At 59.4% G+C, this 13550-nt stretch carries 12 protein-coding genes; 9 read left to right on the forward strand and 3 right to left on the reverse strand.

Annotated features, from left to right (window positions below; genetic code table 11):
- The first annotated feature begins 32 nt into the window (after positions 1 to 32).
- The 6 genes from BM035_RS04850 to modC all read left to right on the forward strand — a co-directional run bounded on the left by BM035_RS04850 (position 33) and on the right by modC (position 5348).
- A complete protein-coding gene (locus BM035_RS04850) occupies positions 33 to 779 on the forward strand; it encodes a glutathione S-transferase family protein (RefSeq protein WP_053113161.1) in 747 nt (248 codons plus the stop codon).
- Between the two features lie 108 nt (positions 780 to 887).
- Positions 888 to 1874: a sterol desaturase family protein gene (locus BM035_RS04855; protein ID WP_092030511.1), complete on the forward strand. Its 987-nt coding sequence runs from the start codon at positions 888 to 890 to the stop codon at positions 1872 to 1874.
- Entirely contained in the window at positions 1834 to 2802 is a 969-nt protein-coding gene (locus tag BM035_RS04860) for an alpha/beta hydrolase (RefSeq protein ID WP_092030513.1), read from the forward strand. The genes BM035_RS04855 and BM035_RS04860 overlap by 41 nt, the downstream gene beginning before the upstream one ends.
- On the forward strand, positions 2786 to 3589 hold the full coding sequence (modA, locus tag BM035_RS04865) for a molybdate ABC transporter substrate-binding protein (RefSeq protein WP_092030514.1): 804 nt from the start codon (positions 2786 to 2788) through the stop codon (positions 3587 to 3589). The genes BM035_RS04860 and modA overlap by 17 nt, the downstream gene beginning before the upstream one ends.
- Complete coding sequence (gene modB, locus BM035_RS04870) at positions 3589 to 4269, forward strand: molybdate ABC transporter permease subunit (protein WP_092030516.1); 681 nt, start codon at positions 3589 to 3591, stop codon at positions 4267 to 4269. Before modA ends, modB begins: the two co-directional genes overlap by 1 nt.
- Positions 4266 to 5348 carry a molybdenum ABC transporter ATP-binding protein gene (gene modC, locus BM035_RS04875; RefSeq protein ID WP_008173427.1) on the forward strand — a complete coding sequence of 361 codons (1083 nt, stop codon included), beginning with the start codon at positions 4266 to 4268 and terminating at the stop codon, positions 5346 to 5348. The genes modB and modC overlap by 4 nt, the downstream gene beginning before the upstream one ends.
- 82 nt (positions 5349 to 5430) lie before the next feature.
- Here modC and crp read toward each other — a convergent pair whose 3' ends face one another.
- Positions 5431 to 6072 carry a cAMP-activated global transcriptional regulator CRP gene (crp, locus tag BM035_RS04880; RefSeq protein ID WP_007153756.1) on the reverse strand — a complete coding sequence of 214 codons (642 nt, stop codon included), beginning with the start codon at positions 6070 to 6072 and terminating at the stop codon, positions 5431 to 5433.
- 265 nt (positions 6073 to 6337) lie between these two features.
- Between crp and BM035_RS04885 the strand changes: the two genes are divergently transcribed.
- The 3 genes from BM035_RS04885 (at position 6338) to BM035_RS04895 (ending at position 8786) form a co-directional block, all read left to right on the forward strand.
- Positions 6338 to 6760, forward strand: coding sequence for an OsmC family protein (locus BM035_RS04885; RefSeq protein ID WP_008173433.1), 423 nt, complete (start codon positions 6338 to 6340; stop codon positions 6758 to 6760).
- A gap of 247 nt (positions 6761 to 7007) precedes the next feature.
- Positions 7008 to 7802, forward strand: a complete 795-nt coding sequence (speD, locus tag BM035_RS04890) for an adenosylmethionine decarboxylase (RefSeq protein WP_008173437.1) — start codon at positions 7008 to 7010, stop codon at positions 7800 to 7802.
- A gap of 135 nt (positions 7803 to 7937) precedes the next feature.
- Complete coding sequence (locus BM035_RS04895) at positions 7938 to 8786, forward strand: pirin family protein (RefSeq protein ID WP_008173439.1); 849 nt, start codon at positions 7938 to 7940, stop codon at positions 8784 to 8786.
- 5 nt (positions 8787 to 8791) lie between these two features.
- Here BM035_RS04895 and BM035_RS04900 read toward each other — a convergent pair whose 3' ends face one another.
- A complete protein-coding gene (locus tag BM035_RS04900) occupies positions 8792 to 9658 on the reverse strand; it encodes a phosphoribulokinase (protein ID WP_092030517.1) in 867 nt (288 codons plus the stop codon).
- Between the two features lie 18 nt (positions 9659 to 9676).
- Complete coding sequence (locus tag BM035_RS04905; RefSeq protein WP_092030519.1) at positions 9677 to 13438, reverse strand: DUF1631 family protein; 3762 nt, start codon at positions 13436 to 13438, stop codon at positions 9677 to 9679.
- Positions 13439 to 13550 lie beyond the last annotated feature (112 nt).

Genomic DNA, 13550 nt, shown 5'->3' on the forward strand with positions numbered 1-13550 from the left:
TATGCTAGAACGCTGAACCAAGGAGACACCCCATGGCACTGAAACTTTACCAATTTGCCATTTCCCACTACTGCGAAAAAATACGCTGGGCCCTGGACTACAAGGGGCTCAACTACGAAACGGTGAACCTGCTGCCGGGACAACATGTGAAAACCATCCGGAAACTGACCGGTGAAGCCTCCTCTGTGCCGGTACTGGACCATGACGGCCACGTGGTTCAGGGCTCAGCGGCCATTCTGGATTACCTGGACCAGACGTTTCCCGAGCACCCGCTGACACCGGCAGACCCGGACGTTCGTGAGCAGGCGCTGGCCTGGGAGCGCCGGCTTGACGAGGAAGCGGGGCCGGCTATCCGCTGCTATTCCTACCACCACTTCCTGCAGCGCCCCAAAATTGTGGTGCCCATGCTGGCCGCGGGAACGCCTTTCTATAACCGGATACTGCTCAGCCTTGCTTTCAGCCGGGTTGATGAAGTCATGCGTCAGTGGATGAAGATCAACGAAAAAACCTCTGAAAAGTCCCGCCAGGTCATGGAAGAGTTGCTCACCGAGCTGGCTGCCATCTACGCCGAGAGGCCTTTCCTGGCTGGCGACCAGTTTTCGCGCGCAGACCTGACCGCAGCCGCCCTGTTTGCACCCATGTTCCAGCCAGCACAGTATCCGGTGCCATGGCCGAAAACTGCGCGAATTCCCAAAGACATCAAACATTGGCTGGACCAGTGGCAGCCACAGATCCGGGCTCTGGAAAAAGTGTACGAAGACAACCGTCGACCAGGTTGAGTACCGGATTGTCGGAATCCGTTAGCCAATCTGGCGTGAACCGACATTCCGGTTTCCGGGTTACGTGCCAGAATAAACGGACTTGATGAGGAAACCGGCAGAAACCCGATGGCTTTGACCGACATGATACTGGCCGTTCTGGAAGACAGCGGCCTGCTTTCTCTCTGGGCGATGGCTGCGCCGTGGCTGGCGCTGGATGAACGCCAACTGATCTTTGTGATTGCAACACCGGTTTTTGTGGGCGTTACCCTGTGGGAATACCTGAAGATTCGCCACGATCCGCAGCTAATGGATACCCGGGAGGCGGTCAGAAACTTTGCCCTAGGCGCCGGCTATCAGGTGACCGAACTGCTCTTCGCCGGCCTCATTGCCTTCCCTGTCTATGCCCTGTGCTACCACTACCGGCTGTTTGATCTGGAATTGAACGGATTCACCGTGCTGCTGGCTTTTCTGGGCGTGGACTTCTGTTTCTACTGGATGCACAGGGCCAGTCACAGGGTGCGCTGGTTCTGGGCGGCCCATGTGGTTCACCATTCCTCCGAGCGGATGAACTTCTCCACTGCCATGCGCCAGAATGCCACCAACATTTTCAACGGCATGTGGGTGTTCTACCTGCCCCTGGCGCTGCTGGGACTCAATCCTGTCTGGATCGGCGTAGCCTATGCCCTGTCGCTGGTCTACCAGTTCTTTATTCACACCACTTTGGTCGGGAAGCTGCCCGGCTGGATCGAACTGGTGTTCAACACGCCCAGCCATCACCGCGTCCATCATGGCCGAAATCCCGGCTACATCGACCGTAATTACGGCGGCACGCTGATAGTGTGGGATCGCCTGTTCGGCACGTTTGTCGATGAAAATGCCCAGGATCCGCCCGAGTACGGCATCACCCGGCCTGTTCGCTCCAATAACCTGATTGTGCTCTGGACCCACGAATACGTGGACCTGTTCCGCGACATGGCACAGCCCGGCGGATTATTGTCTCGCCTTACCCATCTATGGAAACCGCCGGAGTGGCAACGCCCGGCTGCGGAGAAAAACAACAAGGAACCGGGTCGTGACAACGAACGAACACCCTCTGACGCTGAGCGCTGGTGATGACCACAGCATAGCCGGAACAGTCTTTACCCCGACGGCTCCCACCGGCCTTCTGATCATCAGCCACGGCATGGCCGAGCATGGCGACCGTTACCAGTCCCTCGCTCGCTGGCTCTGTGAACGCGGCATGGCCGTTATCACCTTTCACCACCGGGGCCATGGCCCGAGTTCAGGAGTCGAGAACCTGGGGCACTATGCGGACCAGAACGGCTGGGCCAGCGTGTTGGCCGACCTGCACCAGGTGGTCCAACACGCCCGTTCACAGTTTCCCGGGCTGCCGGTCAACCTGCTGGGCCACAGCATGGGCTCGTTCATTGCCCAGGGTTACGCCCAGAGATACGGTGATTCCCTGGATACACTGATCCTGAGCGCTACCAACCGGATTGATCGGGGCCAGCTATTGGCATCCCGGGCCCTGATCGGCCTGATCCGACTGCTCCGGGGCAAGCGGCACCGTAGCCCGTTGATTACCCGCATGACCTTTGAGCAGTTCAATCGCCGGTTCCGCCCCAACCGGACCCATGCCGATTGGCTCAGCCGAGATCCGCACCAGGTTGACGCCTACGTTTCCGATCCGCTTTGCGGGTTCCAATGCTCAACCGGGCTCTGGCTGGATTTTATCGGCGGCATGCTGGCCATCAAACCGCCGACCTGGCGCAAAGACCTGCCTGTGCACCTGTTCTCTGGAACGGCGGACGCGGTTGGTGAAATGGGCCGCGGCGTGCGCCAGCACTTTCAGGCCATTCGAGAGGCGGGCGTTGGCCATGTGACCCTGAGGTTGTTTGAGGGCGGGCGCCATGAGATGCTCAACGAAACCAACCGGGACGAGGTGTGGCAATACTTGCATTCCCTGTGCCTGCATAGGGACAATGCGTCTGCCCAATCAACCGCCGAACAGAAAGCCCTGCTCCATGCCAGAGCCCCATGAACGCCGCACCAGAATCTGCCGCCCAATAACCCGGGCTTTGGCATGCCTGTGCGTGTTGTTCAGTTTTGCTTCCGGAACCATGGCCGGCGAAGTCAGTATTGGTGTGGCCGCAAACTTCACCGATACCACCCGGGAACTGACCAGGCACTTTGAAGCGGAAACCGGTCACCGGGTATCCGCCAGCTTTGGCTCTACCGGCAAACTTTACGCCCAGATCAGGAACGGCGCGCCCTTCGACGTCTTCATGGCGGCCGACGTGCTCAGGCCAGAGCTGATCGAAGAGGCCCAGGCCGGGGTCAACGGAACCCGCTTTACCTATGCCCGGGGCAAGCTGGTGCTCTGGAGTCCGGCGCCCGATGCATTTGAGGATGCCCCGCGCTATCTGGAGCAGCAACCCTTCGCCAGACTGGCCATCGCCAACCCGAAAACCGCACCCTATGGCCTGGCTGCCCAGCAGGTTCTTGAGCACATCGGCCAATGGCAAACGTTGCAACCGAAACTGGTCCGCGGTGATTCCATAGCCCAGACGTTCCAGTTTGTTGTCAGTCGCAATGCCCAGGCCGGTTTCGTGGCCGCTTCCCAGGTGAAAGTCTGGGACGAGGATGCCGGCACCCTATGGCAGGTGCCTCAGGCCTATTACCAGCCCATTGACCAGCAGGCCATCCTGCTGAACCGGGGCGCCAGCAATGAAGCAGCCCGCGCCTGGATGGATTTCCTGAAATCCGATACTGCCATCGGCATCATCCGGAGCTATGGTTACGACCAAGGACATGACGCGATCAACTGATGTTTGAAACCTACTGGGATCCAGTCTGGCTGACCCTGAAACTGGCCACGACAACCACTCTGCTGCTGTTGCTGATAGGCACGCCCATCGCCTGGTGGCTCGCCCGAACCCGGCACTGGCTGCGCCAGCCGGTGGCGGCCGTGGTCGCGCTGCCTCTGGTTCTGCCGCCCACGGTCCTTGGCTTTTACCTGCTGCTGGTGATGGGGCCGGAAGGCTGGGTTGGCCAGGTCACCCGGTCGCTCGGCATCGGGCTGTTGCCGTTTACCTTCGAGGGTCTGGTGGTGGCTTCCGTGATCTATTCCCTGCCGTTTACGGTGCAACCGCTGCAGAATGCCTTCGAGTCGGTTGGCGACCGTTTCCTCGAGGTCGCTGCCACGCTTCGCGCCGCGCCCTGGGATCGCTTCCTGTTTGTTGCCGTGCCCCTTGCCCGCAACGGTTTCCTCACTGCCGCCGTACTGACCTTCGCCCATACCATTGGCGAGTTCGGCGTGATTCTGATGATCGGGGGTAACATTCCCGGGGAAACCAAAGTTCTCTCCGTTGCTATCTATGACCACGTGGAATCCCTCGAATACACCGAGGCACACTGGCTTTCTGCCGGCATGGTAGTGTTCTCCTTCGTGGTTCTGGTCACCCTCTACGCGCTGAACGGTAAGGCCCGGTCGGGAGCACTGAGATGAGCGAAAAGAAAAGCATCTCTGCCCGCTTCCGTTGCGCGTTCCCCGGGTTTGGTCTGGACGTTGACCTGACCCTGCCCGGCACGGGCATCACCGCCCTGTTCGGGCATTCCGGCTGCGGCAAGACCACTGTTTTGCGCTGTATGGCGGGCCTGCACCGCGCAGAGGGAGCCATGACCGTTCTCGACGAACACTGGCAAAGCGCTGATACTTTCCTGCCGGTTCATAAACGTCCCCTCGCCTATGTATTCCAGGAAACCCACCTGTTTCCCCATCTGACCGTGCGCAAGAATCTTGAATTCGGATACCGGCGTATTCCGGCCACGGACCGGCAGATCGGGTTTGACGAGGCAGTGAACTGGCTGGGACTCGGCGGCCACCTGGACCGCATGCCCGCAGGCCTGTCCGGGGGCGAGCGCCAGCGGGTAGCGATAGCCCGCGCGCTGCTGACCAGTCCCCGGCTGTTACTTATGGACGAACCGATGTCAGCCCTGGACAAAGCCAGCAAACACGACATCCTGCCCTATCTGGAGCGTCTTAGGGACGCCCTGGCCATCCCGATCGTATATGTCTCCCACTCTACCGCAGAGGTGGCCCGGCTCGCCGACCATCTGGTGGTCATGGAGGACGGCAAGGTGTTAGCCAGCGGGCCGACCCGGGAGACACTTGCACGCATGGATAACCCGTTCCGTCTCGAGGACGACGCGGGCGTGCTTGTGGAGGGGACAATAAGAGAACTGGATCAGCGCTGGCACCTGGCGCGCTTTGAGTTCGACGGTGGCTCCCTGTGGCTGCGCCGGGACAACGGCATGAAAATCGGGGATCGGGTCCGGATCCAGTTGCTGTCCCGGGACATCAGCCTGGCTCTGGAAGAGAACCCTGACCAGAGCATCCAGAACCTGGTTCCGGCAACCATTGACCGGATTGAGCCGGACGTTACCCCCGGCGTCAGTATCGTCCGCCTGCTCGCCGGACCCACACCGGTCATGTCCCGACTGACCACCCGGGCTGTTGACCAGCTGGCTCTGGAACCCGGCCGGCAGGTGTGGATGCAGATCAAGTCCGTGGCCCTGGCCGACTGACACCGGCGCCCCTGCCCCAACCAGAAAGGCCGCTGATATCAGCGGCCTTTCTGGTTACATCGATGCTCTGCTGTCCGGAGACTCAGCGGGTGCCGTACACCACCATCGTTTTGCCCTTGACCCGAACCAGGCCCTGATCTTCCAGGGTCTTCAGAACCCGTCCAACCATCTCCCGGGAACAACCCACGATACGGCCGATTTCCTGGCGGGTAATCTTGATCTGCATGCCGTCCGGATGGGTCATGGCATCCGGTTCCTTGCAGAGATCCAGCAGGGTGCGGGCGACTCGACCGGTCACATCCAGGAACGCGAGATCACCCACCTTGCGCGTGGTCTGGCGGAGGCGGGAAGCCATCTGTTCGCCAATGAAATACAGAACCCTGGGATCCTGCTGGGCAATCTCACGGAATTTGGTGTAGCTGATCTCCGCCACTTCGCACTCGGTCTTGGCCTTTACCCAGGCGCTGCGGGAATCCATGTTGTCGAACAGCCCCATTTCACCGAAAAAGTCACCGGCGTTCAGGTAGGCCATGATCATCTCGCGACCATCGTCGTCTTCAATGATAACCGTCACCGAGCCTTTGACGATGTAGAACAGGGAATCGCTCTTGTCCCCGGCATAGATAATCGTGCTCTTGGCTGGGTAACGGCGGCGATGGCACTGCGAAAGGAAATAGTCGAGATGCTTTGTTTTCTGCTCAACCGGCTTGACGATAGTGGCCATAATGCGAGTCGTGCCTCCTCAGATACTGGCGGGTCCCAATGTTTGTTATGCACCCGGCTTTCCTTGCGGGTTCGTTCTTTTTTACTGCAAAACTGCGCAACTTATAACAAGAAGGTCTGTTGCGGGCAACCGGAAAGAGTATACAACATGTATCCGAGATCGGCCTGCCTGGCGAAGCCGGTTGTGCTAGCATCCGGCCACAGGTCATCTTTATCGGGGCCAACACACCAGTTGGTCCCGCGTCATCACAACGGAGAGTCGTCCCATGAAAGCAACCGTAGACTGGACCGGCAACGCCAGTTTCAAAGCCACCAGCGGCAGTGGCCACAGCGTGCAGCTTGATGGCCCGCCAGACCACGGCGGTGAGAACCTGGGCCCGCGCCCCATGGAAATGCTGCTGATGGGGCTCGGAGGCTGTTCGGCGTTCGATGTCATGAGCATCCTGAAGAAAAGCCGCCAGGACGTGACCGCTTGCCACGCCGAGCTCGAAGCAGAGCGGGCCGACGCGGTTCCGGCGGTGTTTACACGCATTCACCTGCACTTCGTAGTAACCGGAAACAGCCTGAAAGACAATCTGGTCAAGCGGGCCGTGGGCCTGTCGGCAGAAAAGTACTGCTCCGCATCTATCATGCTTGAGAAGGCCGGCGTCGAGATCAGTCACAGCTACGAGGTTCACCAGGCGTCATAACACGTGTGAGAAATCTCGCCAGGGTCGCTCATGGACCGATTTCCCGGGCCGGATGCAGGGGAAATCACGAATGCTAAAATGTCATTGCGAATACTATTCAACGTCACTTGCGGTGTGCATAATACGCACCCTCTCCGCCGGTCTGCGCAAAAGGTGAACAACCCGGTCAGTAGTCGGTGGCGGCCTCGGCAGAGCTCAGCAATGCAGCTCTGCAGTCATTCATCTCCACGATCCGGAGGGGCTGAGCATGGAATCAAAACTCCAGCTGCATGGTTTCAACAACCTGACCAAATCCCTGAGCTTTAACATCTACGACATCTGTTATGCGCAGACCGAAGAACAACGCAAGGCCTATATCGACTACATCGACGAGATGTACAACGCCGAGCGCCTGACCCAGATTCTGACCGACGTCGTCAAGATTATCGGCGCCAACGTTCTTAACATCGCGCGTCAGGACTACGAGCCCCATGGCGCATCTGTCACCATGCTGATCGCCGAGCACGAGCTCACCAATGGTGAAGAGCCCGACAACGAAGAGTCTCCCGGACCGCTGCCGGATACCATCGTGGCTCACTTGGACAAGAGTCACGTCACGGTGCACACCTACCCCGAAAGCCATCCCCACGATGGCGTGAGCACCTTCCGGGCTGACATCGACGTATCCACCTGTGGCCTGATCTCACCGCTGAAAGTGCTGAACTACCTGATCCACAGCTTTGATTCTGATGTCGTTACCGTGGACTACCGGGTTCGCGGCTTTACCCGTGATGTGGACGGCACCAAGCACTACATTGATCACGACATCAATTCGATCCAGAACTACCTGACCGAAGATACCCAGAACGCGTATCAGATGATCGATGTGAACGTGTACCAGGAGAACCTGTTCCACACCAAGATGATGCTGAAGAACTTCAACCTCGATAACTATGTGTTCGGGGTGAACGCCGGTGATCTTGATCCCGCCGAAGCGCAGTCCATCGAGGACCGTCTGCGTCGGGAAATGCTGGAAATCTTCTATTCCCGCAACGTCGAATGATCGCCTCCTGTGGCGCCCCGCCCGGGGCGTCACGGGTCCTTCAGTTTTTTTGATGTCACCCCCCAGATTTCTGCGTTTTATTCTCTCCTCCCATCCCGTTTAAATAGAGCCAAGAGCTAACGAGAGGAGGACATCATGACCCTGCGCTCCCTGAAACAGATCATACCCGCCCTGGAAACGTCCGACGGTGCCGGCGTGCGCATCAAGCGTTCCATTGGCCAGCAACAGAACATTCGCCTTGACCCGTTCCTGATGCTGGACGAGTTTGGTTCCGCCGAGGCCGCCGACTATATCGCAGGCTTCCCCTCGCACCCCCATCGGGGGTTCGAAACCGTGACCTATATGATCGAGGGGCACATGCTGCATGAAGATCATCTCGGAAACCGGGGCGACCTGCGCAATGGTGGTGTGCAATGGATGACCGCCGGTCGCGGCATCATCCATTCGGAGATGCCCCAGCAGGAAGAAGGCGTGATGCGCGGTTTTCAGCTCTGGCTGAACCTGCCAGCGGCGGAAAAAATGACGAAGGCCGGCTACCGGGACATCCAGCCGGAAGAGATTCCGGAGCTTGCCTTCGACGGTGGCAAACTGAAGCTCATTGCCGGCTCATTACAGATCGATGGCCAGGCCCATGCAGGGGCGATGCCCGATCGCACCACCCAGCCGATCTACGCGGATATTCACCTGGCATCCGATGGGAGCCTGAGACTGCTCCTTCCGGAAGGCCACAACGCCATGCTCTATCTTTACGAGGGTAGCGCGAGCCTGGGGGAAAGCTCGCTGCAGCGAAGCGCCGCCAACGTTCTTTCCGACGACGGCGACCAGATCGAACTCCATGCGGGGCAAGCCGGAGCGCGACTCCTGCTGATTGCCGGCAAACCGATCGGCGAGCCGGTGGTCCAGTATGGTCCGTTTGTGATGAATACCCGAGAAGAGATCGAACAGACGCTCCGGGATTACCGGGATGGACGCCTGACGGCCTGACGGCCTCAGGCAAACGGCTTTCTTGCCATCAGCCGCTGCACCATCGGCCGTACGATCAGGTCCATGGCCAGCGGCATTTTTGTGCCCGGAACCACCAGGGTGTCGTGTCTCGACAGGCTGCTGCCTGCAATCACCTGCAGCAGATAGGGAAAGTCCACCTCTGACTGATCCCGGAACCGGATCACCAGCATGCTTTCGTCCTCAGTGGGAACTTCCCGGACGATAAAGGGGTTGGAAGTATCGACCAGGGGAATGCGCTGGAAATTGATGTGGGTGTGCGAGAATTGGGGCACGATGTCGTGCACATAGTCATCCATGCGGTTGATGATAGTTTCCACCACCGCCTCCTGGCTGTAGCCCCGCTTGTGCGTGTCCCGGTGGATCTTCTGGATCCATTCAAGATTCACAATCGGAACCACACCGATCAGCAGGTCCACATACTGGGCGATATTGCAGGTTTCGCTGACCACACCCCCATGAAGCCCCTCGTAGAACAGCAGATCGGTATCGGCGGGCAAAGGCCCCCAGGGCGTGAAGGTGCCGGGCTTGTGCCCGGCTTCAACCAGCCTGCGATCCTCATCGTGAACGTATTGACGATACCGACCGTTGCCGGTGTGGCCGTAGTCGTAGAACAGTGCTTCCAGCTTGTCGATGTGATTGGCGGCCAGCGCAAAGTGGTTGCGCTCACCGAACTGGCCCTTGGCCGCAAGCCGGGCCATCTGTTCACGGTTGTAGCGATGGAAACTGTCACCGCTGACCATTGCGGCGTTCAGCCCCTCACTGGCAAACATCCGGCTGAAAATCTGGCCGGTGGTCGTGGTGCCCGCTCCGGACGAACCAGTAACCGCGATGATGGGATGACGTTTTGACATAGAGGCAGGTTGCCGGAATCAGGTGAGGCTGTCGAGCAGACGGGGTTTTTCAACCACGAAGCCCTGAGCGTAGTCCACACCCAGCTGTCGGAGCATGTCCAGAACGTCCCGGGATTCAACCTGGGAGGCAATCACTTCCCGGTTCATGTAGTGGGCCATGTCCACCATTGAGCGCACCATTGCCCGGTCGGTCTCGCTGGTCGACAGCTGGCCAGTAAAGGCACTGTCGATCTTGATCAGGTCTACCGGTAACGAACGCATGAACTCGAACGAACTGGGGCCACTGCCAAAGTTGCCGAGACAGAACCGGCAGCCAAGTTCTTTCATCTCAATGATGAAGTCCGCCACTGACTGGACGTCGTTGATCGCCGAGGCCTCGGTAATCTCGAACCACAGCCGCTCGATAGGCGCATCTTTCTCACTCAGCTTTTCGTAGATGAACTCCAGCAGCGACTGGTCATTCATGGAATAGCCGGACAGGTTGATGCAGACGCCGCCGAAATGCCTCGGGTCCGGCGCCTGCTCCCTGAGCCAGTCCAGCATGTGACCAACAACCCAGCGATCCACGGCCTGCATACGGTCATAACGCTCGGCCATGCGCACGAAGTCCCGACCGGTAATGAGGTTGCCTTCGTCATCGTACATGCTGATCAGCACCTCATACTGCGCGGCCATGGAGGACTTGGCATGCAGAGGGATGATCTTCTGGCAGCGCAGCAGCATGCGCTCCTCGTTCAGGTCGCTGAGGCTGGCAACCTTGGCGGCAATCTGCTCCTGACGGGCCTGGTCATCGGCGTCCAGGGCATACTCCGAAACCTTGCCGTGGCCCTGCTGGCGGGACGCGGCAAGCGCCTGCTCCGACGCCCGTAACCAGCGTTCAGCACTGACCAGGGCCGGCAACGTGGGGACCACACCGGCGCTGGCAGAGAGCCGGTAGTCGCGACCACCAAAACTGAACTCGGCGGCCTCCACTGCCCGGATGAGATCTCTTGCCGCGTCGCTGGCACTCTCGGACGGCACCAGCATGGCAAACTCATTGCCCGCAAGTCTGGCCACGGGCATACCGTCACCGACGTGGCTGCGCAGGATATCGGCAATCCGTTTCAGGGTCTCATCACCGGCCTGGTAGCCGGCGGTGTCGTTCAGCAGGCGGAACCTGCGGAGATCCAGGCGCACCAGGGAGCGCTCATCCTCCCGACGGGCCAACTGCTGATCGAGCATGCGTTCGAATTCCCGACGCCCGAGAAGGCCGGTCAATTCATCATGGGTGGAGGCCCAGGACAACTGGTCATAGACCTTGCGGACCATTCGATCGATACTCTCGTCCACCAGGGGCCGTTCATACTGGCTATCGGGCACGATGATGCCTTTTCGCATCTGCCGGGCCAGGGCCTCCAGCTCCAATTCCACCACTCGCATGCCCTGGTGATTCACAAAGACAAAGCGGCTGAAGCCCCGGGCCACCCAGACCAGACGAATGTACTGGGGTTCGTCCGGTTTTTCCTGGTCGCGGAGCCAGTCGCCGGTTCGCAATTTCTGCGCCCGGTTGATCCAGCGCTGAAGACTGCGTTGCTCCCGGTCAGACAGTTTTCTGGCATCCGGTTGCTCCGGCTTTGCCACTGGCACTTCAACCAGTTCGGGGCTTTTTTGCGGACTGCGAACCAGGAACTGCTTGAGCTCGTCCCGGATTTGCGAAGAAGGCATGTGGTTGCTGGAAATAGAGGCAAGACCATCCTGGATTACCCGCAGCAGCTCGGGCAGATTAATGGAGCTGTTCGGATCATCAGCGAAGGATAGGAGCGAATCGATAACGGCCAGGTAATCATGCCACAGCTGGCTGTCAGGCCCCTGCCGGATCCAGGTCAGCGAAAGCAGATCCCGCCAGCCACCATCCAACAGGCTGATTACCGCCTTTGGCACCTTGCGCCCACCCAGTTTGTTGTCCAGCACATCGGCCACAGCCTTTTTTGACTCGGCTACCTTCTGGGCACCCTCTGCGGCCGCTGTCACTCGCTCAACATTCCGGCGATAGACAAGATTCTGGCGATCAATCAGGGTGTCCAGTTCCTGGACCGTTTGCTCGAATACCCCGGTGTCCTGCTCGAAGTCCGTTGTAATTCGCTCTACCAGCTCATCCACGCGACGCTGAACCACCGGATTGATGCGCCCGCCCTTTACCCCTAGCTGGGCCAGACGGTTCATCACCCCGCGTACCGGGCTATCCTGATCGTCAAAGAACGCAGGGTCCCTCATGACAACTTTGAGAACGGGTACTTCCAGCTGCCGCATGCGCTGCTGGGCATACTCGCTGAGCTTCGGGCTTTCCACCACCGATTTGAAAAACCGGTCGACCACATCGACCGTTTCCTGCTGTTCTTCATCCAGCCGGTTATCACCGCTTGCCTTTACTTTCTCTACCACCCGCTCCTTCAGGGGAGCCAGCTCCTCGCCAGTATCCACGGGCTGAGATTGCAGCTGCTGGAGTTCTCGCTGAAATTCTCCGGACGACAGAGGCCTGGCATTGGGCTGGAACGGCAAAGGCTCCGGATCGCCCCGGGCCACACGGCTCGCGCTCAGGGTATTCAGCAGGTTACGCACCGTAGCGAACGCAGTCTGGGCCGCCTGGGCATAACCCCGAAACTCGCCCCCCAGCATGCCGGCTCTGCGACGAGACTGGGACTGTCCGGCGTCTTCGGCACCCGCCTTCGGCTTTGACTCTGCAGCAGCACTCTCCGCGGCAACCGGCTCGGGCTCCGCGGGCTCTTGTTGTGCCTCCGGCTTTGCCCCGGCCTGCTCGCTCAGATACTTGCTGAGATCCAGGTCCGGCAGAACACCGTGACGAATCAGAATATCGTTGAGTTCTTTGTACAGAGGTCCCAGCTGCTGCAACACGGTCTGTTCAAAGACCCGCAGACAGACTTTCTCCACCTCCCGGGTCGCCTTGAGCTGGCTGAGGCCATTATGGAAGGCTTCGCAGACCAGGGAGGGCCCGAGGGGATTGTGGTGTCCCGTGGCGTTCGCGATGCCAAGTTTGTCCAGGCGAAGCTTGAGCTGCAGCAGATCGCCCCGATACTGGGTATCCGCCTTGGTCACCATCACCCGGATCGTCAACCAGTCCTCGAATTCGCCCTTGTCGACCACGGACAGCTCGGACCCCGGAAACCCCTTGGGGGCGGGCTTCAGTGGTGATTCCAGGCTGCGAGCCATCTGATGCCAGATGACCCGTTGCCGGGCCTGAATCTGGCCCGAGGCATCCATGTATTCATTGGCCTGCTGATCATTTACCGCTCTCTGGGCCGCCAGTTTGAGACCCTCCACCATTTGCACGAAACAGGCGTCCATCAACGGCTCGATAAACTGGGTCACCGCCTTGGCGGACTGATGCAGCACAAACTGTACGCGGTCACTGGGCGCGCGGAGCGAAGAGCGATCCTGACTTCGGGAGCCCCCGCATTGCTGCAGCATGGCATCAACCGCTTCCGGGTTCGGGCGGCTGAAATTGACCCCCATGGCACCATCAATGCGCCTGACAATACTGACATGAAGCTCGTGGCGACGGGCGCCATCCAGGCCACGAAAACGTACCACCAGTTCCGGCGGTGTGCCGGAAGCAAAAGCCCGGTCCAGCTTCTTCGAGGTTTCACTCGAATAGCGGACGAAAAGGCCCTCCGCACAAAAATCGGCGATCTGGCACGGCCAGGCCTCACCGGTTCCCAGATCAATCTGGGCGGCAAGCTTGATAGGTTGGCGGGGGCTGCTACGACGTTCTCTCGGATCCATGAACTACCTGATATCTCGCAAAGCCGGACCAGTCACCGGACACAATGCCCGGTACCGACTCACGTCCCTGAAACGATGGCGGATGCCACCGGCTGCTACTATAGAGACCATG

Origin of the sequence: Marinobacter sp. DSM 26671, from assembly GCF_900112835.1 — a bacterium.
GTDB lineage: Bacteria > Pseudomonadota > Gammaproteobacteria > Pseudomonadales > Oleiphilaceae > Marinobacter > Marinobacter flavimaris.